Annotated in this window: 21 protein-coding genes and 1 tRNA gene; 11 read left to right on the forward strand and 11 right to left on the reverse strand. The window is 65.3% G+C overall.

What is annotated here, in order from left to right; all coding sequences use genetic code 11:
* Window positions 1-103 precede the first annotated feature (103 nt).
* Both nrdR and ribD read left to right on the forward strand, forming a co-directional pair.
* Window positions 104-571, forward strand: a complete 468-nt coding sequence (nrdR, locus tag ACK8OU_RS14970; RefSeq protein ID WP_250046024.1) for a transcriptional regulator NrdR — start codon at window positions 104-106, stop codon at window positions 569-571.
* A complete protein-coding gene (ribD, locus tag ACK8OU_RS14975; RefSeq protein WP_410304227.1) occupies window positions 568-1,659 on the forward strand; it encodes a bifunctional diaminohydroxyphosphoribosylaminopyrimidine deaminase/5-amino-6-(5-phosphoribosylamino)uracil reductase RibD in 1,092 nt (363 codons plus the stop codon). Before nrdR ends, ribD begins: the two co-directional genes overlap by 4 nt.
* On the opposite strand, the gene ACK8OU_RS14980 is transcribed toward ribD, so the two are convergent.
* The 3 genes from ACK8OU_RS14980 to ACK8OU_RS14990 form a co-directional block, all read right to left on the reverse strand.
* Window positions 1,656-3,719 (reverse strand): capsular polysaccharide biosynthesis protein, encoded by a 2,064-nt coding sequence (locus tag ACK8OU_RS14980; protein ID WP_410304228.1) that lies wholly within the window; start codon window positions 3,717-3,719, stop codon window positions 1,656-1,658. The two genes, ribD and ACK8OU_RS14980, sit on opposite strands and share 4 nt — an antisense overlap.
* Window positions 3,719-4,810: a polysaccharide biosynthesis/export family protein gene (locus ACK8OU_RS14985; protein ID WP_410304229.1), complete on the reverse strand. Its 1,092-nt coding sequence runs from the start codon at window positions 4,808-4,810 to the stop codon at window positions 3,719-3,721. The genes ACK8OU_RS14980 and ACK8OU_RS14985 overlap by 1 nt, the downstream gene beginning before the upstream one ends.
* Before the next feature lie 130 nt (window positions 4,811-4,940).
* Entirely contained in the window at window positions 4,941-6,230 is a 1,290-nt protein-coding gene (locus tag ACK8OU_RS14990; RefSeq protein WP_410304230.1) for a capsule biosynthesis protein, read from the reverse strand.
* A 155-nt stretch (window positions 6,231-6,385) separates the two neighbouring features.
* Between ACK8OU_RS14990 and ACK8OU_RS14995 the strand changes: the two genes are divergently transcribed.
* The 6 genes from ACK8OU_RS14995 to ACK8OU_RS15020 all read left to right on the forward strand — a co-directional run bounded on the left by ACK8OU_RS14995 (window position 6,386) and on the right by ACK8OU_RS15020 (window position 10,468).
* A complete protein-coding gene (locus tag ACK8OU_RS14995; RefSeq protein ID WP_410304231.1) occupies window positions 6,386-7,021 on the forward strand; it encodes a riboflavin synthase in 636 nt (211 codons plus the stop codon).
* Between the two features lie 65 nt (window positions 7,022-7,086).
* Window positions 7,087-8,193 (forward strand): 3,4-dihydroxy-2-butanone-4-phosphate synthase, encoded by a 1,107-nt coding sequence (ribB, locus tag ACK8OU_RS15000; RefSeq protein WP_410304233.1) that lies wholly within the window; start codon window positions 7,087-7,089, stop codon window positions 8,191-8,193.
* Between the two features lie 2 nt (window positions 8,194-8,195).
* Window positions 8,196-8,747: a 6,7-dimethyl-8-ribityllumazine synthase gene (locus tag ACK8OU_RS15005; RefSeq protein ID WP_410304234.1), complete on the forward strand. Its 552-nt coding sequence runs from the start codon at window positions 8,196-8,198 to the stop codon at window positions 8,745-8,747.
* Window positions 8,744-9,280 (forward strand): transcription antitermination factor NusB, encoded by a 537-nt coding sequence (gene nusB, locus ACK8OU_RS15010; protein WP_410304236.1) that lies wholly within the window; start codon window positions 8,744-8,746, stop codon window positions 9,278-9,280. Before ACK8OU_RS15005 ends, nusB begins: the two co-directional genes overlap by 4 nt.
* Window positions 9,281-9,401: 121 nt before the next feature.
* Window positions 9,402-9,731, forward strand: a complete 330-nt coding sequence (locus tag ACK8OU_RS15015; protein WP_410304237.1) for a hypothetical protein — start codon at window positions 9,402-9,404, stop codon at window positions 9,729-9,731.
* Between the two features lie 290 nt (window positions 9,732-10,021).
* Complete coding sequence (locus ACK8OU_RS15020) at window positions 10,022-10,468, forward strand: MmcB family DNA repair protein (protein WP_410304238.1); 447 nt, start codon at window positions 10,022-10,024, stop codon at window positions 10,466-10,468.
* On the opposite strand, the gene ACK8OU_RS15025 is transcribed toward ACK8OU_RS15020, so the two are convergent.
* On the reverse strand, window positions 10,469-10,672 hold the full coding sequence (locus ACK8OU_RS15025) for a DUF6324 family protein (RefSeq protein WP_410304239.1): 204 nt from the start codon (window positions 10,670-10,672) through the stop codon (window positions 10,469-10,471).
* Window positions 10,673-10,817: 145 nt separating this feature from the next.
* On the opposite strand from ACK8OU_RS15025, the gene ACK8OU_RS15030 reads away from it, so the two are divergent.
* A tRNA-His gene (locus ACK8OU_RS15030) sits at window positions 10,818-10,894 on the forward strand.
* A gap of 104 nt (window positions 10,895-10,998) precedes the next feature.
* Here ACK8OU_RS15030 and ACK8OU_RS15035 read toward each other — a convergent pair.
* From ACK8OU_RS15035 to ACK8OU_RS15060, 6 genes are all read right to left on the reverse strand, one after another.
* Window positions 10,999-11,892: a copper uptake system-associated protein gene (locus tag ACK8OU_RS15035; RefSeq protein ID WP_410304240.1), complete on the reverse strand. Its 894-nt coding sequence runs from the start codon at window positions 11,890-11,892 to the stop codon at window positions 10,999-11,001.
* 41 nt (window positions 11,893-11,933) lie between these two features.
* Window positions 11,934-13,052 carry an MbnH family di-heme enzyme gene (locus ACK8OU_RS15040; RefSeq protein ID WP_410304241.1) on the reverse strand — a complete coding sequence of 373 codons (1,119 nt, stop codon included), beginning with the start codon at window positions 13,050-13,052 and terminating at the stop codon, window positions 11,934-11,936.
* Window positions 13,053-13,056: 4 nt separating this feature from the next.
* Window positions 13,057-13,896 (reverse strand): MbnP family copper-binding protein, encoded by an 840-nt coding sequence (locus tag ACK8OU_RS15045; RefSeq protein ID WP_410304242.1) that lies wholly within the window; start codon window positions 13,894-13,896, stop codon window positions 13,057-13,059.
* A 74-nt stretch (window positions 13,897-13,970) separates the two neighbouring features.
* Entirely contained in the window at window positions 13,971-14,354 is a 384-nt protein-coding gene (locus tag ACK8OU_RS15050; protein WP_410304243.1) for a hypothetical protein, read from the reverse strand.
* A gap of 33 nt (window positions 14,355-14,387) precedes the next feature.
* On the reverse strand, window positions 14,388-16,064 hold the full coding sequence (locus ACK8OU_RS15055; protein ID WP_410304244.1) for a BCCT family transporter: 1,677 nt from the start codon (window positions 16,062-16,064) through the stop codon (window positions 14,388-14,390).
* A 45-nt stretch (window positions 16,065-16,109) separates the two neighbouring features.
* Entirely contained in the window at window positions 16,110-16,523 is a 414-nt protein-coding gene (locus tag ACK8OU_RS15060) for a universal stress protein (RefSeq protein ID WP_410304245.1), read from the reverse strand.
* 400 nt (window positions 16,524-16,923) lie between these two features.
* On the opposite strand from ACK8OU_RS15060, the gene ACK8OU_RS15065 reads away from it, so the two are divergent.
* Together ACK8OU_RS15065 and ACK8OU_RS15070 are read left to right on the forward strand one after the other, a co-directional pair.
* Window positions 16,924-17,355 carry a TadE/TadG family type IV pilus assembly protein gene (locus tag ACK8OU_RS15065; protein WP_410304246.1) on the forward strand — a complete coding sequence of 144 codons (432 nt, stop codon included), beginning with the start codon at window positions 16,924-16,926 and terminating at the stop codon, window positions 17,353-17,355.
* Between the two features lie 9 nt (window positions 17,356-17,364).
* Window positions 17,365-18,672, forward strand: coding sequence for a Tad domain-containing protein (locus tag ACK8OU_RS15070; protein ID WP_410304247.1), 1,308 nt, complete (start codon window positions 17,365-17,367; stop codon window positions 18,670-18,672).
* Between the two features lie 85 nt (window positions 18,673-18,757).
* Here ACK8OU_RS15070 and ACK8OU_RS15075 read toward each other — a convergent pair whose 3' ends face one another.
* Window positions 18,758-20,662, reverse strand: coding sequence for a heavy metal translocating P-type ATPase (locus tag ACK8OU_RS15075; RefSeq protein ID WP_410304271.1), 1,905 nt, complete (start codon window positions 20,660-20,662; stop codon window positions 18,758-18,760).
* Between the last annotated feature and the right edge of the window lie 141 nt (window positions 20,663-20,803).

Consider the following 20,803-nt stretch of genomic DNA (forward strand, 5'->3'; position numbering starts at 1 on the left):
AACCGTCTACCCAACGAATCGGCTTGCCCCTATAGTCTTGTGGCAAACGGGGGGGCACATCCCCGATGATGAGGCGGAAGTAACAGGAAAAGGGGAAGGGCCCATGCGCTGCCCGTTCTGCGGCAATATCGACACGCAAGTGAAAGACAGTCGCCCGGCCGAAGACCATGTGGCCATCCGGCGGCGGCGGTTCTGCCCGGCCTGTGGCGGCCGGTTCACCACCTATGAACGGGTGCAGCTGCGCGATCTGGTGGTGATCAAATCCTCGGGCAAGCGCGAGGATTTCGACCGCGACAAGCTGGAACGGTCCATCCGCATCTCGATGCAGAAGCGGCCGATTGAACCCGAACGGATCGATCAGATGATCTCGGGTATTGTGCGGCGACTGGAAAGCCTGGGCGAAACCGACATCCCGTCCAAGACGATTGGCGAGATCGTGATGGAAACCCTGGCCCGGATCGACACCGTGGCCTATGTGCGCTTTGCCAGCGTTTACAAAAACTTCCAGGCGGCGGATGATTTCGACAAGTTTGTCTCGGAACTGCGGCCGCACGCGGGCGATGCCGAGTGAGCGAGGCTGATCGCCGGTTCATGGCGCTGGCGTTGTCGCTGGCGGGGCGGGGGCTTGGCAATGTCTGGCCCAACCCGGCCGTGGGCTGTGTGATCGTTCGCCACGGGCGCATCCTGGGGCGGGGCTGGACCCAGCCGGGGGGGCGGCCCCATGCCGAACGCCGTGCACTGGATCAGGCGGGCCCTGCGGCGCGCGGGGCCACGGCCTATGTCACGCTGGAACCCTGTGCCCATCACGGCCAGACGCCGCCCTGTGCCGCGGCGCTGATTGCGGCGGGCGTGGCGCGCGTGGTCACCGCGCAGACCGACCCCGACCCGCGCGTTGCCGGGCGAGGCCACGCCATGCTGCGCGCGGCTGGCGTCGAGGTTACCGAAGGCGTGCTGGAACCTGAGGCCTGCGCCCTTCAGACCGGGTTTCTGATGCGCGTGACGCAGGGCCGTCCGATGCTTACACTGAAGCTCGCCAGCAGTTTTGATGGCCGCATTGCCACCGCCCGCGGGGAAAGCCAGTGGATCACGGGGCCTGAGGCGCGCGCCCGGGTCCATGCCCTGCGCGCCCGCCATGACGCGGTCATGGTTGGCGGCGGCACGGCGCGGTCCGATGACCCCTTGCTGACCGTGCGTGGTTTTACGCCGTTGCGTGCGCCGGTGCGGGTTGTGGCCAGCACGCGGCTGGATCTGCCGCGGGGCAGGCTGGCGGCCTCGGTGGCGCAGGCACCGTTGTGGCTGATGCATGGTTCTGACGCGCCGGCGGATGCGCGTGCCTTCTGGCAGGGTGCCGGGGCGTGTCTGCTGGAAGTGCCAAACGCCGGTGGTGGGCTGGACCCACAGGTCCTGATGCAACGGCTTGGCGCCGAAGGGCTGACGCGTGTGTTTTGCGAAGGCGGCGGTGTGTTCGCCGCAGCCTTGATGCGTGCGGGGCTGGTGGACGAACTGATCGGCTTCACCGCCGGGGTTACCTTGGGCGGTGATGCCCGCGCGGCGCTTGGGCCGATGCATCTGCACCATCTGGCCGATGCGCCACGTTTCGCGCTGACCGGAACCGAACCCATTGGCGGGGATGTGTTACACCGCTGGCGGCGGGCCTAGCGCCAAAGCCAGGCTTGGCCTGCAAAAAAACCCTGCAGCTTTGCGATTGTCCTGTTTGTGGCGGATCGGGCAGGCAATTCGCCTTTGAAAAGGCGATCAACCACCACTTCGGGCGGGCAGGCCTTGCGACTGATCGGGTCGATGTAGCGCGGGTAGGCGATCAGCGCCGCATGCACCAGCTGCAGCAGATCGGGCCGCGCCTGTCTGCGTGCGGGCACCTGCCCAAGATCGCGCGTCAGGCCCCAGCCCGCATAAAACGGCACCCCGGTGCAGGTTACCCGCTTGCTGCGCAAAAGTGCCTCAAAGCCCAGAAGCGAGGTCATGGTCCAGACTTCGTCACAGGCCTCGATCAGCGCGATGGGGTCTGCCCCCGTCACGATGCGGTCGGCAAAGCGAAGGGCGCAGCCTGTGGCGACAGCACCGCGGCGCAGGCCCGCCTCGACATCCGGGTGAGGTTTGAAAAGGACAATTGCATCCGGGTTTTCGGCGCGCACAGCCGTTAGCAATGCCAGATTTGTGCAAATCTTGCCTGCACCCAGCCGGACCGAGGCATCGTCTTCGACCTGCCCGGGCACAAGAATGCGATGCCCAGCCGGAAGATCCGGCAGCCCCCCCCCCAGATTGTATTTCGACAGGCCAGCGGTGCGGATGCGCGCCAGCAGCTTTTCTGCCCGCACCCGTCCGCCCGGCGGTGGCGCCTGGGCGATCAGCACCTCAAGATCCGAGGGGCGGTTTGGGTCATAATGCGGCCCCTGCCGATCCACGACCAGCGACAGGGGGGGCACCAGATCCGCGCCAAGCCCGCGAGAGCGCAGGAAACCATCCTCGACGCGCATAAGCGGCAGGTTCCGCGCGGCGGCAGCCTGTTCAACCCCGGGGGTGATCCGGCTTGCCCACCACAACAGCGGCTGCCCGTGTTTCTGCGCCCGCGGTACCGCAGCTGCATCATCGGCGAAGCTGACGGTCCCGTGCGCGCCAAAGAACCGCTGGATTGTGGGGCGTTTCCAACGGCGCATGCCGCCTGCGACATAGCCGGACCGATCGGTGCGCCAGGCCCGGACATCGGCTTCCAGCTGATCCACAGCGTCTTCAAAGCTGCAGATGCGGTTGCGGCAGGGGTCGAACCAGGTTGGTGCCAGGATATAGGCCGCCGCGAATAGCTGCGCCCGCGTCAGCCGGCGTTGCCGGCGTGCGACCGGGGTTTCGTCCTGTGTCAGGCCCCAGCCGGCATAGAAGGGTTGGCCAAAGACGCGCGGGCGGTGCCCGGCGAAGACCGCCTCCATACCCAGTTGCGAACTGACGGTATAGACCGCGATGGCCCCTTCCAGCAGCTTCCAGGGTGACACCGGCGCCGTCAGAAGCGTGGTCCGCGCATCGCAATCGGCGGCGTTGAAATGGCCCGCACGCAATCCGGCCCGGGTTTCCGGGTGGGTCGTGATCACGATCCGTGCGCCGGGATGATCGATCCGGGCATGGGCCAGCATTTCGCGGAAGGTGGCGGCACTGGCATTGCCATGGCGGATCGCGGCATCGCCGGCGGTCTGATCTATCACCAGCACATAACCCGGGGCGGGTGGGGACAGGGTTTCGTCGAAATTGTTGTATTTGGACAATTCCAATGCCTGCAGCCGCGCCATCCCATCACGGGCGCGTTGTAAAATGGCATTATCGTCCAGCCCATCCCGAGCCAGGATCCGTTCTGGCATCGACGGTTGCGCAGCGTCGAAATGTACGCCCACAGGGTCGATCAGCAAGCCAAGCGGGGCGCTGCCCAGCCGCCCGGGGTGGATGGATCGCAGAAAGGCATCTTCGACCCGGATCAGCGCGGCACCCTGACGCTGTGCGATCGCTTCCCCGCGCCAGGCGGTGGGGCTGCGGCCCCAGACGGCCACGGCATCCTCGGGGTGGGGCAGGCCAAGGCGCAGGCGGTACCCGGCGGCTTGCAGGATCGCGCGCAGCCGCGCCTGACGCAGAAACCCGGCATTATAGACGAACAGACGACGGGAACTGGCCCCGGCCTTCGGATCGTGCGGCCCCGCAGCGCCCGAATGCCGGGGCATCAGTTGCTGGTAAGGTTGTCGACGGTGTTGGCGGTCGCAAGCGGCCCGGTCAGCGCGGACAGGGTCTTTTGCCACTGAACATAGGGGGCCTCGGTGACGTAAAGGGTGTCGCCGTCGCGGATCATGAAATCGCGCGCAACAAAGACGCCATCGGGTTCGGTCAGATCCATCACATAAATCATCCGTTGTTCCCCCGCCAGATCGGCGCGGCCCAGCACGGCATTGGCCACATTGGCGCTTTCCTTGCGGAAAATGAACACGCCCTTGGGGTCGGCAAGGCCCGAATTCAGGCCCCCCACAATGGCCAGTGCTTCCAGTGCGGACAGATTCTCGGTGTCAAACGGCACGCGCGCCTGCCGCCCGGCCGCGCCCAGCGTGACAAAGGCGCGGGTATCCTCTTCGACCAGAATCACGTCGCCGGGTCGCAGCGCGATATCCATCCGGGGATTTTCATACAGATCCTTCAGCCAGATCTTGCCGGAATAGCCGTTGCGCTTGACGGTGATCTGCGCCACCTCGGGCTTGATCGCGACGCCGCCTGCCTTGGCCACCATGGCCGACAAGGTCCGCGTGGGCCGTTCGATCGGATAGACGCCCTGGCCCGAAATCGCGCCCATGATGGAAACGGTTGCGCCATCGCCGGCCAGCCGTACGACACTGACCTGCGGGTCGGGGGTCTGGGCATCCAGCTTTTCGGTGATGATCCGGCGCAATTCCTCGGGGCTGTTGCCCGCGGCCTTGATCCGTCCGGCATAGGGCACGAAGATGAAGCCTGACCCATCCACCTGCAGTTCCGTCAATTGCGTGGCGTTTGCGCCCTGGGCGACCAGAAGCCCGTCATCGACGTTTTCCCAGATCGTCAGGCCCAGCACATCGCCGGGACTGATCGTGTCCGATCCGATGATGCCTGCGTTCAGGAAAGCCTGGGAAAACGCCAGTGGCGGTTCGACGGCGGTGACCTCGGCGACGTGATCGGTGACATCCACGATGAAGGAATTGCCCTTGCGGTCCTTGGCGCCTGCGATGATCTCGCCGCGGGTGGGGCCGGATCGGGGCAGGCCACAGCTTGCCACTGCGGCAACCACACTCATCAACACCGCAACGCGCGCCTTGCGGGAAAGGTCCGATATCACTGCTCGCGCTCCTCTTGACGGGAAACGGCCAAAACCTGCCCATAACCATACGGATTGGGCCCAAAAATGCGAGTCTGTTCATCGCATGTCATGTCACGGCCTGCAACTGTTGCCGCGGGGACGCGCTGGCCTGCGCCAACGCGGCATAGGGATCGGCCTCGGCCAGTATCCTGTCAACCACCTGGCGCAGCAGGGTTCGCCGTCCGCGGGCGGAATAGAATCCGCCGGGGATCTGGCTGGTTTCCAGCAGATAGTGGCGATAGGCGCGATAGGCACGGCTGTCGGGGCGGTCGGGTGCGGCAAAGAAGGCCGCAAGCGGCTGGGATGACACGAATTCGGGCTTGTCGAACACCGCCCGTCCAAGCGCCTTGACCGCAATTCCGTGCCACAGCGCCTGTTGCGCGGCGGTGGAATTCACCGTCACCGCCGAGCGCGCCTGTGCCAGAAGCCCCGCCAGTTTGCCGCCGCGCACGAAATGCACCCGATCGCGCACACCATGGCGCCGGGCGGCCTGGGCGATGGCGCGGCGGATCGGGGCGCGACCGTCCTCCAGCGGGTGGGCCTTGAAGACCAGATGGTGATGCGGCGGTGCACCTTCGGCAAAGCCCGCCATCACCAGATCGACGAATTCGGTCTGCGAAGCGAATTGGGAATGGGCGCGGAAGCTGGCATCATGTTCCAGCTGCAGCAGCACCAGATGATACGGAAAGCCGCCACGGCGGATGCGGGTTGTCGCGACATGGCGTTCGATCATGTGCATCGGGATCAACAGCAGACGGCGCAGATACAGGCGGAATTCCTGCACCACGCTGACCCCGCGGTGCGGGCGGAAATTCGGGTAACCGCGGTTCCGGGCCATCACCAGAAAGTGGTAGAGCGCGCCATAGAACACATGCTGGCGCAGGTCGCCCCAACGCGGCGGCGCATCGGGGAATTCGATCTGCGATTGCGCCAGTGCGGTGCGCATTTCGGCCACGCTCATCCGCATCAGGCGGGAATGCCCGTTCGATCCGTCGCGTTCATAGGTCACCCAATAGGGACGAAGATAGCCTTCCTCAAAGACATGCACGGTTATCCCCGCGGCACGCGCGGCCGCCACCGCCTCGGCGTGGATTGGCCGGGTGTCGCCATACAGCACGATATCGGTGATGGCCTTTTGCGCCAGAAGCGCGCGGATGCGGGCAGGCCAGGTCTCGGGCGGTTCGGTCACGGCGATGTAATGCGCCCGGTCGCGCCAGAAGGCCCGATCGCCCCGGTTGAACCCCGCGCGCCAGACCGTGCATCCTGCCGCGCGCAGCATCCGGCCCAGCTGATCGAAGAACGGCCCGTGCGGACCCTGTAGCAACAGAAACCGTCGCCCTGAAAACCGCTTACCCATGCACCCATCCCGCGCCAGATTGCGCATCCGGTCTGCATAAGGAAAAATCCGGCCCTGTCACGCGGATTCTGGCAGCGTACGGGTCTGCCCTGTCCGCGGCCCTTGCGTGGTGGGGCATCGCGGGCTAGGCAAAGGCAACACAAAAGGGGAGTGTCATGTTCACCGGCATCATCACCGATCTGGGCGAGGTCCTGGAACTGGAACAGGCGGGCGATCTGCGCGCGCGCATCGGTACGGGTTATGACGTGGCGGGCATCGACATCGGCGCGTCCATCGCCTGCGATGGCGTGTGCCTGACGGTGATCGCCAAGGGCGCCGGTCCGCGCAACTGGTTCGAGGTGCAGATTTCGGCCGAGTCGGTTGCGAAAACGACCATTGGCGGCTGGGCCGTGGGGCGGCGCCTGAACCTGGAACGCGCGCTCAAGGTTGGGGATGAACTGGGCGGACATATCGTGTCGGGCCATGTCGATGGCGTGGCTGAAATCGTGGCGATGCACGCCGAAGGTGACAGCACGCGGTTCACCTTCCGCGCGCCCGAACAGCTGGCCGGTTACATCGCGCCCAAGGGATCGGTCGCGCTGAACGGCACCTCGCTGACGGTAAATGAGGTGTCGGGCCGTGACTTTGGCGTGAACATCATCCCGCATACCAAGGCGGTGACCACCTGGGGCACGGCGCAGGTGGGCGATCGGGTGAACCTGGAAATCGACACGCTGGCGCGCTATGTCGCACGGCTGCAGGACTGGGCCCTGCGCCAGGCGCCGGACACAAGCACACAAGCTGTGCCTTGACTTGACCGCGCCCCGGCGCGAAACGCAAGGCCAACCCGGCCGCAAGGCCGCAAAGGAGACGTGATATGGCCGAGGCCCCCCGGACCGATTATTCCGAGGCGATCTCTTCGATCGAAGAAATCATCGAGGATGCGCGTAACGGCAAGATGTTCATCCTTGTCGATCACGAAGACCGCGAGAATGAAGGCGATCTGGTGATCCCGGCGCAGATGTGCACGCCCAATGCGATCAACTTCATGGCCAAGCACGGGCGCGGCCTGATCTGTCTGACGCTGACGGGCGCGCGGCTGGATGCGCTGGGCCTGCCGCTGATGGCGACCTCGAATTCCTCGCGCCATGAAACGGCCTTTACCGTGTCGATCGAGGCGCGCGAAGGCGTGTCCACCGGCATTTCGGCTCATGACCGGGCGCTGACCGTGGCTGTTGCGATCGACCCGTCCAAGGGTGCGGCCGATATTGCGACGCCCGGTCATATCTTCCCGCTGCGCGCGCGCGAAGGCGGGGTTCTGGTGCGCGCCGGCCATACCGAGGCTGCGGTGGATGTCGCGCGCCTGGCCGGGCTGAATCCCTCGGGCGTGATCTGTGAGATCATGAACGAGGATGGCACCATGGCGCGGTTGCCCGATCTGGTGGTCTTTGCGCAGAAACACGGGCTGAAGATCGGCACGATTTCCGACCTGATCGCCTATCGCCGTCGCCACGACAACCTGATCCGCGAAACCCTGCGCAAGACGGTGACCTCGGCGCATGGCGGCGATTGGGTCATGCGCGTCTTCAACGACCAGACCGAAGGGGTCGAGCATGTGGTCCTGACCAAGGGCGACATCACCACGCCCGAGCCGGTGCTGGTGCGCACCCATTCGCTGAACGTGATCGAGGATGTGCTGGCGCTTGGCCCTTCGCCCGAGGGCGAATTCGCCCGCGCGATGCGGATCGTGGCCAAGGAAGGGCGCGGCGCGGTCTGCCTGTTCCGCGATCCGCGCGCCAAGCTGGTCACCGAGGAAGAGGCCGGCCCCCGCACCGTCAAGCAGATCGGGCTGGGCGCGCAGATCCTGTCGACGCTGGGGCTCAAGAAGCTGATCCTGCTGACGAATTCGCCGCGCACGCGCTATGTCGGGCTTGAGGCCTTCGATCTGGAAATCGTGGGCACGCGCCCCATCGTCGAGGAATGATCATGGCCGGACATGAACAGCACTACACGCTTGATCTGCCCGCGTTCGACAAGCCGGTGCGCCTGCTGATCGTGGTGGCGCCCTATTACAAGGACATCGCCGACAATCTGGTGGCGGGCGCGCGCGGGGTTGCCGAACAGGCGGGCGCCGTGGCCGATCTGGTCGAGGTGCCCGGCGCGCTTGAGGTGCCGACCGCTATCGCCATGGCCGCGCGCATGGCCGATTACGACGGCTTTGTCGCCCTTGGCTGCGTGATCCGGGGCGAGACCACGCATTACGATACCGTCTGCAACGACAGCTCGCGCGCGATCGCGTTGATGGGGCTGGAGGGCGTTTGCATCGGCAACGGCATCCTGACCGTGGAAAACCGCCCCCAGGCCGAGGTCCGCGCCGACCCTGCCGGTCAGAACAAGGGCGGCGGCGCCGCCGCGGCGGCCTTGCATCTTGTCGCGTTGTCGCGCAAATGGGCGGGCCGGACGAAAGGTATCGGATTCCGCCCCGCGGCTGAGTCGATGCGCATCGCCGGTGACGCAGAAGGACCGACCCGCGCATGACCGACACCGCCCCCGAAAATTCTGGCCCCGAAAATTCTGGCCCCGAAACCCCGGTGGAAAAGCCGCGCAAGCTGACGCTTGAGGAAAAGCGCCAGCGCAAATCCGCAGCGCGGCTTTACGCCGTGCAGGCGCTATTCCAGATGGAAGCCTCTGGGCAGGGGGTTGACCGGGTCCGGCGGGAGTTCGAAGCCCATCGCTTCGGCGCGGTCTATGACGAAGATGAACTGGCCGAGGGCGACCCCGGCCTGTTCCGCCGCCTGCTGGATGACGCGGTGATGTGGCAGGGCAGGATCGACCAGGCGACCGACCGCGCGCTGGTGGCGAAATGGCCGATCGACCGGATCGACCCGGTTCTGCGTGCGCTGTTCCGTGCCGCGGGGGCCGAACTGCAGAACCCCGCGACCCCGCCCAAGGTGGTGATCACCGAATTCGTCGATGTGGCGCGGGCCTTTTTCCCGGACGGGAAAGAGCCGAAATTCGTCAATGCCGTGCTGGACCACATGGCCCGCGAATTCCGCCCCGAGGCATTCTGATCGCGAAACCCTGCCGCCATGGATGCGCCAGTTTTTGCCGCCCGGCCCCGGGCTGCGACAGCTTGGTGGTTTGAAACCCCGGCAGATGCGCTACATTGGGTTCATCCAAGGGAGAGTCGTCATGCCTGAACTGGTGCGCCTTTACATCCGCAACGTCTTTGCCGGTTTTGCCCTGTCGGTGGTCTTTGTCGGGCTTTTGTTGTGGTTCAATGTCGCGAACCTGTGGCATCTGATCTCGGCCTCGGATGTGGGGTACATCGCGCTGGCGCTGCTGGTGGTGTTCAACACGGTGGTGTTTTCCGGCGTGCAGTTCGGCATCGCCGTCATGCGTCTGGCGGAACCCGAGGATGGGGGCCGGGGCGGCCGCCGCGATGCGATCGCCGTGCTGGAACCCGCACGGGTGCCGGTGGCCGCAAAGGCGGTCCGCAGGCGCCAGGCCGACAGGTCGTGAACAATCCTTAAAATTCAAAAGCCGCAGGCGAACCTGCGGCTTTTTGCGGTGGCGGGAACCGCAGCAGCCGTGAAGGCGTGAATTTCCCGAGAGCCTGACTTGATCAGGTGGGAACCAGATACCAGGACCACGGTCCTGGCAGAGCCAGCCCCCTCGGAAATGCTTATCGGCCACTGGAAAAGGGCCTTGCACGCGCCGAGCAGAAACCCGCCACCGCATGACATAGGCGCGCGCGGCGTGCTCGGCAAGGGGATCTGGACATATGTTCCCGCTTCGTTCATAGGATCGCCATGACCCAGGATCTTATGCCCGGACAATGGCTTGCACGCGGTGTCTGCAGGCATCTGCGGACACTTGGTTTTGTGACGGTTGAGGAACTTGTTCCCCACCCCGGTCTGCGCGTCGATGTGCTGGGGCTGGGGCCGAAAGGGGAAATCTGGATCGTCGAATGTAAATCCAGCCGCGTCGATTTTACCTCTGATCGCAAATGGCAGGGCTATCTGGAATGGGCGGATCGGTTTTTCTGGGCGGTGGATGTTGATTTTCCCGTCGATCTGCTGCCCGAGGATACCGGCCTGATCCTGGCCGATGGCTACGGGGCTGAACTGGTGCGCATGGCGCCCGCCGTACCGCTGGCAGGTGCCCGGCGCAAGGTGATCACGCAGAAATTCGCCCGCCATGCCGCGATCCGCCTGCAGGCGCTGCGCGATCCCGGTGTGCCGTTTCTGCCCGAGTGATCACTTGCCTTTCCTGGGCTTGCCCATTTCACGCGCGGCCTCGGCCGCGGCCAGCAGTTCCTCGGCGATTTCCTCGGCCTCTTCCGGGTCGAAGTCCAGCGGCAGATCCACGCCGTCGCCTTCAACATAGATTCGCACCATCCCCAGCGAGGTCGGGCCGATCTGAAGATTCGCCGCGATTTCGCTTTCCTTGTTGATGCCCATGATGATGCCTCCGCTTGGCGGACGAAATCCCCCGCGCTTTCGGGTTACCCGCTTGGCGCCCGGCGGGCAAGGGCGTCGGTGATACCCGATCATGGCAAAAGTGCTCTTGCAATCGCGGGCGACAGGGGCTAAATCCGCGCGCAGTGCCGCCTTAGCTCAGTTGGTTAGAGCACCAGATTGTGGATCTGGGGGTCCCCCGTTCGAGCCGGGGAGGCGGTACCACCTTCCCCTTCAAATCATTGAAGACCCGCGCGACGAAGGCCCTTTTCCGTCGCGCAGTCCGAAATTTGTTTCGCACGTTTCGTGCCGTGCCAATCCCTGGCAGGTCAGTTGCCGCCACCTGCCGCGCGGCAATCCGCCGCCGTGCCCTGCCGGCCGATGAACACCGTGCCCGGGAAAGCGTCGAGCGTGTCGGTCAGCCCGGTACCGGCACGGGCCTCGGCGTCGCTGATGGCCGCGGCAAGGCGTTCGGCCTCGGCCCGGCCAAGGCCCATCGACTGCAAGCTTGCTGGCAGGATCAGGCTTTGGCCCGAACACAGTTCGACGAACCATCCTTGGGCGTCGCGCCGCAGGAAGGCCCGTCCGCCGCTGTCACCCGCGCGCCATCCCGCCACGGCAATGTCGCCCTGAACGGTGATGGGCGCCACGGTCAGCGGGGCATCGGGCCGGTCAAGCTGCGCCAGCAAAAGCGCGCGGATCGGCGTATCATCGGCGCCGGGTGCGGGCGCCGTGGCCGCGACGTGCCCCATCGTTGCGTGGTTCATCCTGGAATGGTCCACGCCATCGGTCGGATCGACCATGAATTCGATCCCGACCCGACCCGCCTTTTCGAACACCAGCGTCGCGGGCAGCATCTGTCCCTCGGTCACCCCTGCGGTCAGGCCCATGAACATCACATGCAGGCCGCCGGGTTCCAGAACGATCGTATCCCGCGCCGGGATTTCGATCGCGGGCAGGTGGATCATGCGGGCGATGCCCTCGGGGCTGAATTGCGTGGTGTGCAGCGTGGCTTGCGCGCTGATCGGGCTTTCAATGGCGATCAGGCGGTCTGCCTCGGGGGCATCATTGGCGATGGCCATGTAGCCGGCGGCGGATCTTGCGCCTTTCGGTGGCTGGGGAATGTTCGGGTGGATGATCTCGATCGCGCCGGCGGTGACGCCATGGGCCTGGGCGGCGGGGCCAAGGCAAAGCGCCAAAAGGGTTGCCAGGATGTGTCGCATGGGCGTTTCCTTTCCTTATGCAATGGCGGTGATGGACGGTCTTAACCGTCCGGGGGCATCATCCGCGCCGCGCGTGCCGGATGGTCCGCGGGCCAGGGATCGGCCAGGCGGGGATCGGTCAGAAATCCATCGTCGGTCAGGCTTTGAAGAAAGGCGATCAGGTCGCCTATCTCATCCTCGGTCGCGGAAAAGCCCGCGATCATGCCGTCTTTCATCGGATGTCCGGGCGCGCGGCCGGCATTGGCGTAATGCGCGATCACGCCCTTCAGGTCGGGGATCGACCCGTCGTGCATGTAGGGCGCAGTTACCGCGACGTTGCGCAGGCCGGGGGTGCGGAAGCGGCCCGCGTCCTCGGCCCGGCCGGTGATCTCGATCAGGCCGGGCACGGCGGCGGGATAGGGGTCATGAAGCCCGGTGTTGTGAAAGCCGACCTCGGGCTGGCCGGATCGGGCGGTGACGAAGGTGTCGGTGAACATCACGCCCTGGTGGCAGTGATAGCATTCGAAGCGGTGGTCGAAGAACAAGGCCTCGCCGCGCCTGGCCGCCGCGGAAATGGCGTCATCCTGACCCCAGTACTTGTAGCGGTCATAGGGGCTGTCGACCGAGATCAGGCTGCGCTGAAAGGCGCCAAGCGCGCGGGTGATCGTGAAAAGGCCGGGGGCAGGGCGGTCGGGAAATACCTCGGCGAAGGCACGGGCATAGTAGGGATCGGCGGCAAGCCTTGCGAACAGCGCGGCTTCTTGCCCGGCATTGCCCATTTCGTCGGGGCTTTCCCCGAAGATCGGGATCAGCGCCTGGAATTCCAGCCCGGTCATGTGCGGATTGGCCCAGGTCAGCACCGGCAGATAGCCCACATTGGCCAGTCCCGGCGCATTCTTGACGCCGATTTCGCCGCCGATGCCGACCGGCACCGCGCGCCCATCGGTGAAGGCGCGCGCCTGCACATGGCAGGACGCGCAGGCGATGGTGCCATCAGCCGACAGGCGGGCATCGTAGAACAGGTGCCGGCCCAGTTCGACCTTGGCCGCCGACATCGGATTGTCGGCGGGCACGGGAGGCGGCGGCAGATAGGCGGGCAACGGCCAGGCATAGGGATCGGCCGGGGCTGCACCCGCCCCGGCCAGGATCATGGCCGCTGTCTGAAGGATCAGGCGGCGCATGCCGTCACCGCATCGAGACAAGCGATTGCGGCCCCGCGGGTACGTCCATGTAGGGCAGGCCCAGCCGGGCCATTACCGTCATGCAGTCGGCATCCTTCAGGAACGACATGCACCCCGGCGAGGTTTCGGGCGCATTCACCCGCAGGTCCGCCCCGGCCACCACGGGGGCGGGGTCGATCACCACCACGTTTCGGGCGGGGTCAAAGCCCTCAAGGCGGATTTCAAGCCGGTTGGGGTTCTGGCACCCGGTCGGCGCCGAGGTCTTCGAGGCCGCATCGCACATGGTCGATCCCAGGTGCAGGAACCAGCCCTTCGGCCCGTCGGCCTTGCGGTCGGTCGGAACCATGTCGATCCGCACGAACTTGTAGCCGCCCTGCCAGTTCCAGAACATCGCGGTGGTGTTCAGCGGTGCCGGGGCCAGGGTCGGGTCCTGGTGGTTTTGCTCGAAGGGCAGGCCCACGGTGAAGGCCAGCCCGGTATAGTCGCCCTCGGCCACCGTGCCGGTCAGCGCGGTATGGGTGCCCGGCGTGCCATTGCCGCAGGCGCCGGTGGCATCCTCGAAATCAAGAAGTGCCAGGCTCTTCAGTTGCCACTGGCTGTCCTGGTCCAGCGTGACAGGTTCCAGGCTGCCGTTGGTGCGGATCATCGCCACGTTCGAGACGAACAGGCGGAAATCGGGCGCGGTAACCGTGGTCGCGGCCGCCCCCATGCCGGCATAGGTCGCCGCGCAGGAAAACGGCTGGCCCCCGATTTCGGCGGCGAAGGGGATGGTCACGGTCATGTCGGCGGCAAGCGCGGGCATGGCGAAGGTTGCGGCAAAAGCCGCGGAAAGGATGCGATTCATGGTTTTGTCCTGTCGATGGGGCGCACCAACGGGTGCCGCCCGGGATCACATGGGTCTGGGGTGAACGGACGTGATCAGGCGGCAGGCGGGGCACGCAGCCCCAGGGCGGGATCGCGTACCATGCGCGCCGCGCGATTCGCGCGCGGGGCGACGACGGTTGCGATCACGATCAGGTCGGCATCGCGCAACGACAGATCGGCCACGGGCAGGTTTGTCACGCCGACGATGCGGCAGGCGGAACATGCGCTGCGATCGGCAACGCCGTCGCCATCGATGTCACCGCACAGCGTCTCAACCGATCCGTAGGACAGGGCATAGGCTTCCAGCAGGGCGTCATCCACCGTCGGCGCGCGATGCGCGAAACCCGTCGCCAGCAGGGCGAAGGCCACGGCCACCACAACGGCAAGCCCAGACAAGGATGAACGCGCAGCCTTCAGCATACCCGACAGATGCCGCATCCCCGCTGTTTTGGCAAGCGTTCCGTCCGGGCCTTATCGTGGTTCGTTCATCAGCCCGCGGATGATCGCATAGCAGGCCGCCAGCAGCACCAGCGTGAAGGGCAGGCCAGTCGAAACCGCCATCGCCTGCAACCCGGCAAGGCCACCGCCCAGCAGCAGGGCGATCGCCACCGCGCCTTCGAAGCTGGCCCAGAAGATGCGCTGGATCACGGGCGCATTGGTCTTGCCGCCCGCCGCGATCGTGTCGATCACCAGCGATCCGGAATCTGATGAGGTGACGAAGAACACCACCACCAGGACGATGCCGATGAAGGATGTGATCGCCGTCAGCGGCAGTTGCGTCAGCATCTGGAACAGCTTCAGTTCCAGCGCCGCATCCTGCACGGCGGTGTAGCCGTCGTTGACCACCTGCCCGATGGCCGTACCCCCCAGCGCCGTCATCCACAGCACCGACAACAGTGACGGCACGATCAGCACCGCGATCAGGAATTCGCGCACGGTCCGGCCGCGGCTGACGCGGGCGATGAACATGCCCACGAAGGGCGACCAGCTGATCCACCAGGCCCAGTAGAAGGCCGTCCAGCCCGAGACGAAATTCGTATCTTCCCGCCCGAAGGGCATCGACAGTTCCGGCAGATAGCGCCCATAGGCCAGCAGGTTGTCGAAAAAGCCGGTCAGGATGGTCAGCGTCGGGCCCACCAGGATCACGAACAGCAAAAGCAATGCCGCAAGGCCCATGTTGATCTCGGACAGGATCTTTACCCCGCCATCCAGGCCCCGCACGATCGATACGATGGCGATCAGCGTGATCACGATGATCAGCAGGATCAGGACCGAATTGCCGGTGGGCAGGCCGAACAGGAAATCCAGCCCTGCCGCCGCCTGCTGCGCGCCGATGCCCAGCGAGGTCGCAAGCCCGAAGACCGTGGCGAAGACCGCCAGAATATCGATGACATGCCCCGGCCATCCCCAGACCTTCTCACCGAAGATCGGATAGAAGGCCGATCGCAGGGTCAGTGGCAGGCCCTTGTTATAGCTGAACAGCGCCAGCGCCAGCGCGACCACCGCATAGATCGCCCAGGGATGCAGGCCCCAGTGGAAGATCGTGGCGGCCATGCCCAGTCGGCGGGATGCCTCGATATCGCCCTCGGCCCCGCCCAGGGGCGCCCAGTCGGTGCGCGCGCCATCGTCGCCCAGTGTGATCCCGCCGAACGCGGTCGAATAATGCGACATCGGTTCTGACACGCCGAAGAACATAAGCCCGATGCCCATGCCGGCGGCAAACAGCATCGAGAACCAGCCGACATGGCCGAAATCGGGCGTAGCCTCGGGTCCGCCCAGCCGGATCCTGCCCAGCGGCGACACGATCAGCCCCAGACAGACCAGAACGAAGATGTTGCCAGAGAGCAGGAAGAACCAGTCGAGATTGCCGGTCAGCCAGTCGCGCAGGCCGGTGAACAGCGGTTCGACGTCATTCTGAAAGGCCAGCGTCAGAAAGGTGAACAGCATGATGCCGATGGCGGACACCGTGAACACCACCTTGTGGATATCCAGTTCCAGCGCCACGCTGCCACTGAAATTATCCTGGCCGATGTCGTATTCGGTCTCGATGATTTCGGTTTCGCCTTCCGGCTCGGGGATGGCCTCTGCCCCTTCGGAGGGGGAGGCCTCTGGTGCCTCCGGCTGAAGCTCTTTCGGGTCTTCACGCATCCGGCATCCCTTTCTGCTTTTGTTCATTACCTCGTCAACGCTGCCTCAGCGCACGACGAAAACCGACACTTCGGCATGTTCCGCGACATGGCCGCCATGCGACGGCAGGATCCAGTCCAGCATTCTGGGCGGATGACTTGCCATCACCACCAGATCGGCGCCGGTTTCCCGCACTGCCTTCAGGATCAGCCTGTTGATCTCGGTCGCGGGATCGACGCTGACAACCGTCAGCGCCTCGGTGGCGGCGGCGTGGATCTGCGCCTGTTCGGCGGCGAAGGCATCAAGCCTGGCGGCAAAGCCCTTGGGGGTGCGTGCAACCGGGCCGGGCGTTTCCTCGGTGATGCCCAGATAGACCAGGCGCGCGCCATGCTGGCGGGCCGCGGCCCCGGCAACCGCCAGCGCCTTTTGCAGCCGGTCCAGATGGGCCAGATCGACCGGCACCAGTATTTTGCTGAACATGGTCATCCCTCACATTGGTTATTTCGCTGCGGGTGCGGAACCTTGGTGCGGGTGCGGAACCCATGGCAGGGTTGCATGTCAAAACGGAAACTTCAAAGAAAAGACGTGAATGGCCTGTTCCTGCGATGGTCGATGCGATGAAGCCGGTCATGCCACCGCCCTGATTCTCCTGCGTTCAAAGGCCCCGGCAGTATCCTGCATCGACAAGCGGGCTTTGCGCGGGGCGGCCCCGCCCAATTTCCGCCAGGGCTCGGGCATTTCCCGCAAGTTTACCATCTTGAGGCCGTAATCCCGCCCGATTTATGGCTTTGGATGGCGGCGTAAGAAGTATCAGTTCAGCTCGTTTTGAAAGGTTCCTGTCGTTTAACACCAGTTCCAGACTGCCGTCAGAGAGGGAAACATGCCATTGGACCCGGTCGAAAAGGTCAGACAGCCGTCGATCCTGCATGTGTTGCGACGGTTTTCGCGCGCCGACGGCGGCGCGGTATCCGTCGAGGCGGTGCTGTGGGTTCCGTTCCTGCTGTTTCTTTTTGCCGCGATCGCGGACATTTCCTTCATCTTCTTCAACCAGAGCCGGGTGCTGCGCGTCGTGCAGGATGCGAATCGCAACGTTTCGGTCGGTCGGTTGACCGACCAGCTTGAGGTGAACGAATTCATTCAGCGCGCCCTGGGCAACCTTGGCAGATCCGCGACGATCAACACCAGCGTCGAGGCCGGCTACATCACATCCGAGGTGACGATCCCCGCGCGCGATCTTGACGGGCTGGGCGTCGTCGGCGCCTTCCGGTCCCTGAATGTCACGGTGCGCGCAAGCCACCTGCAAGAGATCTGAGGGGCGATGATGATGCGCAACCTTTGCAACCGATTTGCCCGGGAAGATGGCGTTGTCACCGCGCTCGGCCTGTTTCTGCTGCTGGCCATCCTGATGGTCGGTGGCCTTGCGATCGATTTCTCGAATGCGGTGGCCGCGCGCACGCGCCTGCAGATCACGGCGGATTCCGCGGCCCATGCCGCGCTCTACAAACGCGAGCTTTTGACCGAGGATGAGGCAAAGGCCGCCGCGATCGAGCTTGTGACGCGCAATATGCCGCCCGAGGCCTTTGGCGAGGCGCTTTTGCCCGAAGACATCGTCTTTGGCCGCTGGGATCGCGATGCCGATCTGTTCGAACCCGTGCCCGGGTCGCGTCAGGCCGTTCTGGTGCGCACCGCACAACTGGAAGAGCGGCAGAATTCCGTTGCCGTCTTTCTGTTGCGTCTGGTCGGGATGAACAGTTGGGATGTTCTGGCCCCGTCGGTGTTCGAAACCTACTATCCGACCTGCCTGAGAGAGGGGATGGTCGGGGATGTTCTGGTCGATGTGCAAAGCAACAACCTTTACGAATCCGGTTTCTGCCTGCATTCGAACGGCCACGTTTCTGTGAACAGCAACAATGTGTTCGAACAGGGGACCGTCGTGTCCATGCCCGACATTCGGGACATCGAATTGCCCAAGTCCGGTTTCGAAAAGAACGAAGGCCTGCAATATGCGCTGCGCGACGGGGTCTATCCCCTGAAGATCCTTGATCGCATCAATGCCATCTACAACGGCGTCCAGAGCATGGGTTCGGATTACATGCCGGCTTACATCACCTCGGACATCGTCATCGAGGTATCGTCCAACAACGGCAACTTTGACCAGACCATGTTCCAGAACGGCCGCGTTCACCGCGTGGTGTGCAAGAATTCCGGCGCGAATATCGTGGCCGGCACCCTGCTTTCGGAACTTGTGATCGTGACCGATTGTGACCTGAAATTCGGCGCCGGTGCACGGCTTGAGGATGTGGTGATCGTTACGCGGAACACAGGTGACAAGTCGGTCTATGCGGCTGCGGGCCTGCAGGTGGGGCGCAATGACAATTGCGCGCCCGGCGGCGGGGCGCAGATCGTCACTTATGGCGGCATCGGCATCCCATCTGATCTGCAGATGTATGGCGGGCAGATGATCGCCGCAAAGAACATCGCCTTCACCGCCAATGCCGACGGCATCCAGGGTGCGGCCTTTGTTGCCGGCGGCACGGTTTCGGGAACATCAAACGGTTCGATGGCCTTCTGCGGTGGCGCGGGCATGGAAAACAATTTCGAGGCCGCCTATTTCCGGCTGGCACGCTAGACCATTGAATGGCGCCCCCGCCCCCGCCGTGGCCGTGGCCGTGGCCGTGCCGCCCTGGCGCGTCATGCGATGCGCAGGATGACGGTCAAATGACCGCGGGACTGTGCGGGGGGGGCGCGTGCTGCGTGACCTGCCTGTCGGGGATACCCTGCGGCGTGATGCGCAGCGCGCGCAGGGCGTTCAGGATCACGGCCACGTCGATCACTTCCTGAATCAGGGCGCCCTGCACCGGGGTCAGGTGGCCGAAGGCCGCGGCGGTCATTCCCAGAACCGACAATCCGATGCCCACGACCACGCTTTGCAGCGCGATGGCCCTTGCGCTGCGCGCGATCTCGACCCCCGGGGCGATGCGGTCGACCCGGTCCACCAGCAGCACCACATCGGCGGCCTCGGCCGACGCTGCGGCACCGCGCGCGCCCATCGCCACGCCCACATCGGCCGCCGCCAGCGCGGGCGCGTCGTTCACCCCGTCGCCCACCATCATGACGGGGCCATTCTTGTGCTCGGTCAGGACCAGCAGCACCTTTTCATCGGGTGTCAGGCCCGCGCGGATGCCGTCAAGGCCCAGCCCTTCGGTCACGCGTTCGGCCACCTCGACGCGGTCGCCGGTGGCCAGCAGGATGCGCGCAATGCCCTGCCCGCGCAGCGCGGCAAGCATGCCGCCGGCGCCTTCGCGCAAGGGGTCTGACATCACCAGATGCCCGGCCAGGCGGCCATCGACCGCGACCGCGACCAGAACCGATCCTGCCGCCAGGTCGGGGTGCCCGCCCGACACCCGCCCCACGCGGCGCGCCACAAAGCCGTCACCGCCCACGATGACCTGGCGACCATCGATGAAGCCGATGACCCCCTCGCCGGGGATTTCGGCGACATCTTCGGGCAGCGGCAGCACCAGCCCCCGCGCCTTGGCCGCGGCGACAATGGCCTGCGCCACCGGATGCCTGGACGCCTGATCCAGGGCCGCGGCAAAGCGCAGGATATCCGCGGGACCCATGCCATCGTGACTGTCGATCGACACGATCTGCGGGCGGCCGTCGGTCAGCGTTCCGGTCTTGTCCAGGATCAGCGTGCGGATACGCGCCATCGCCTCCAGCGGCTTGGCGCCCTTGACCAGAACCCCGTAATGCGCCGCCCGCGACAGCCCCGCGACCAGCGCCACCGGCACCGCCAGGATCAGCGGGCAGGGTGTGGCCACGACCAGCACCGCCACGGCGCGGATCGGATCGCCCGTGGCCCACCAGGCCGCAAGCGCGATGGCCAGGGTGATGGCCAGAAAGCCCAGCGACCAGCGGTCGGCCAGCCGCGACATCGGTGCCTTGGACCGTTGCGCCACCTCGACCAGCCGGACGATCCCGGCATAGGTGCTGGCCTTCGCCGCGCGCGTCGCCTCCAGGTCGAAGGCCTCGCCTGCGTTGGTTGCCCCGCTCATCGCGTCGGCGCCGCGGTCCAGGCGCACGGGCAGCGATTCGCCCGTCAGCGCGGATGTGTCCAGAAAGGCCGTGGCCGATCCGATGCGTCCGTCCACCGGCACCACATCGCCCTGCCGGATCAGCAGCCGGTCGCCGGGGGCGATGTCGTCCAGGGCCACATCCTCCAGCCCGCCATTGCGGTAGCGCGTGGCGCTGCGGGGCACGCGCGACAGCAGGTCGCGCATCTCGCGCCGGGCGCGGCCTTCGGCGAACCCTTCCAGAAAGGTGCCGCCCGAATACATCACCGCGACCACCGCCGCGGCCAGCGTTTCGCCAAAGATCAGGGCTGCTGTCATCGACAGCGCGGCCACGATGTCCAGCCCGACCTCGCCGCGCGCAAGGCTGCGCAGGATTTCCATGACAAGGGCGGCAAGCACGGGCACGACCCCCGCCAGCCAGATGGCCTGCGCCAGATCCGCCCGGCCGCCGACATGAAGCGCAAGCCCCAGCGACAGACCCGCCAGCGCGACAAGCAGCAGAAGTGTTTTAAGCCGGTCCGTCTGCATCTGTTCCACGGTCATCCCCTGATTGCCGGCGCCGTCGTCGCGGTCGTGCCGGACAACCGGCACCCGATCGCACACCGCCCTCATCATCGCGCAGAAGACACAGCGCGTCGAGCCCGCCCCGCCAGCGCCGCCCATGGTGCCGTTGACATGTACCGG

Source organism: Pontitalea aquivivens (assembly GCF_046507575.1).
GTDB classification, from domain to species: Bacteria; Pseudomonadota; Alphaproteobacteria; order Rhodobacterales; family Rhodobacteraceae; genus Pontitalea; species Pontitalea aquivivens.

Excerpts from the sequence above, each read along its gene's own strand:
- nrdR (WP_250046024.1), top strand. The coding sequence starts at position 104 with ATGCGCTGCCCGTTCTGCGGCAATATCGACACGCAAGTGAAAGACAGT.
- ACK8OU_RS14980 (WP_410304228.1), bottom strand. The coding sequence starts at position 3,719 with ATGCCCCGGCATTCGGGCGCTGCGGGGCCGCACGATCCGAAGGCCGGG.
- ACK8OU_RS14985 (WP_410304229.1), bottom strand. The coding sequence starts at position 4,810 with ATGAGTGTGGTTGCCGCAGTGGCAAGCTGTGGCCTGCCCCGATCCGGC.
- ACK8OU_RS14990 (WP_410304230.1), bottom strand. The coding sequence starts at position 6,230 with ATGGGTAAGCGGTTTTCAGGGCGACGGTTTCTGTTGCTACAGGGTCCG.
- ACK8OU_RS14995 (WP_410304231.1), top strand. The coding sequence starts at position 6,386 with ATGTTCACCGGCATCATCACCGATCTGGGCGAGGTCCTGGAACTGGAA.
- ribB (WP_410304233.1), top strand. The coding sequence starts at position 7,087 with ATGGCCGAGGCCCCCCGGACCGATTATTCCGAGGCGATCTCTTCGATC.
- ACK8OU_RS15005 (WP_410304234.1), top strand. The coding sequence starts at position 8,196 with ATGGCCGGACATGAACAGCACTACACGCTTGATCTGCCCGCGTTCGAC.
- nusB (WP_410304236.1), top strand. The coding sequence starts at position 8,744 with ATGACCGACACCGCCCCCGAAAATTCTGGCCCCGAAAATTCTGGCCCC.
- ACK8OU_RS15015 (WP_410304237.1), top strand. The coding sequence starts at position 9,402 with ATGCCTGAACTGGTGCGCCTTTACATCCGCAACGTCTTTGCCGGTTTT.
- ACK8OU_RS15020 (WP_410304238.1), top strand. The coding sequence starts at position 10,022 with ATGACCCAGGATCTTATGCCCGGACAATGGCTTGCACGCGGTGTCTGC.
- ACK8OU_RS15025 (WP_410304239.1), bottom strand. The coding sequence starts at position 10,672 with ATGGGCATCAACAAGGAAAGCGAAATCGCGGCGAATCTTCAGATCGGC.
- ACK8OU_RS15035 (WP_410304240.1), bottom strand. The coding sequence starts at position 11,892 with ATGCGACACATCCTGGCAACCCTTTTGGCGCTTTGCCTTGGCCCCGCC.
- ACK8OU_RS15040 (WP_410304241.1), bottom strand. The coding sequence starts at position 13,052 with ATGCGCCGCCTGATCCTTCAGACAGCGGCCATGATCCTGGCCGGGGCG.
- ACK8OU_RS15045 (WP_410304242.1), bottom strand. The coding sequence starts at position 13,896 with ATGAATCGCATCCTTTCCGCGGCTTTTGCCGCAACCTTCGCCATGCCC.
- ACK8OU_RS15050 (WP_410304243.1), bottom strand. The coding sequence starts at position 14,354 with ATGCGGCATCTGTCGGGTATGCTGAAGGCTGCGCGTTCATCCTTGTCT.
- ACK8OU_RS15055 (WP_410304244.1), bottom strand. The coding sequence starts at position 16,064 with ATGCGTGAAGACCCGAAAGAGCTTCAGCCGGAGGCACCAGAGGCCTCC.
- ACK8OU_RS15060 (WP_410304245.1), bottom strand. The coding sequence starts at position 16,523 with ATGTTCAGCAAAATACTGGTGCCGGTCGATCTGGCCCATCTGGACCGG.
- ACK8OU_RS15065 (WP_410304246.1), top strand. The coding sequence starts at position 16,924 with ATGCCATTGGACCCGGTCGAAAAGGTCAGACAGCCGTCGATCCTGCAT.
- ACK8OU_RS15070 (WP_410304247.1), top strand. The coding sequence starts at position 17,365 with ATGATGCGCAACCTTTGCAACCGATTTGCCCGGGAAGATGGCGTTGTC.
- ACK8OU_RS15075 (WP_410304271.1), bottom strand. The coding sequence starts at position 20,662 with ATGACCGTGGAACAGATGCAGACGGACCGGCTTAAAACACTTCTGCTG.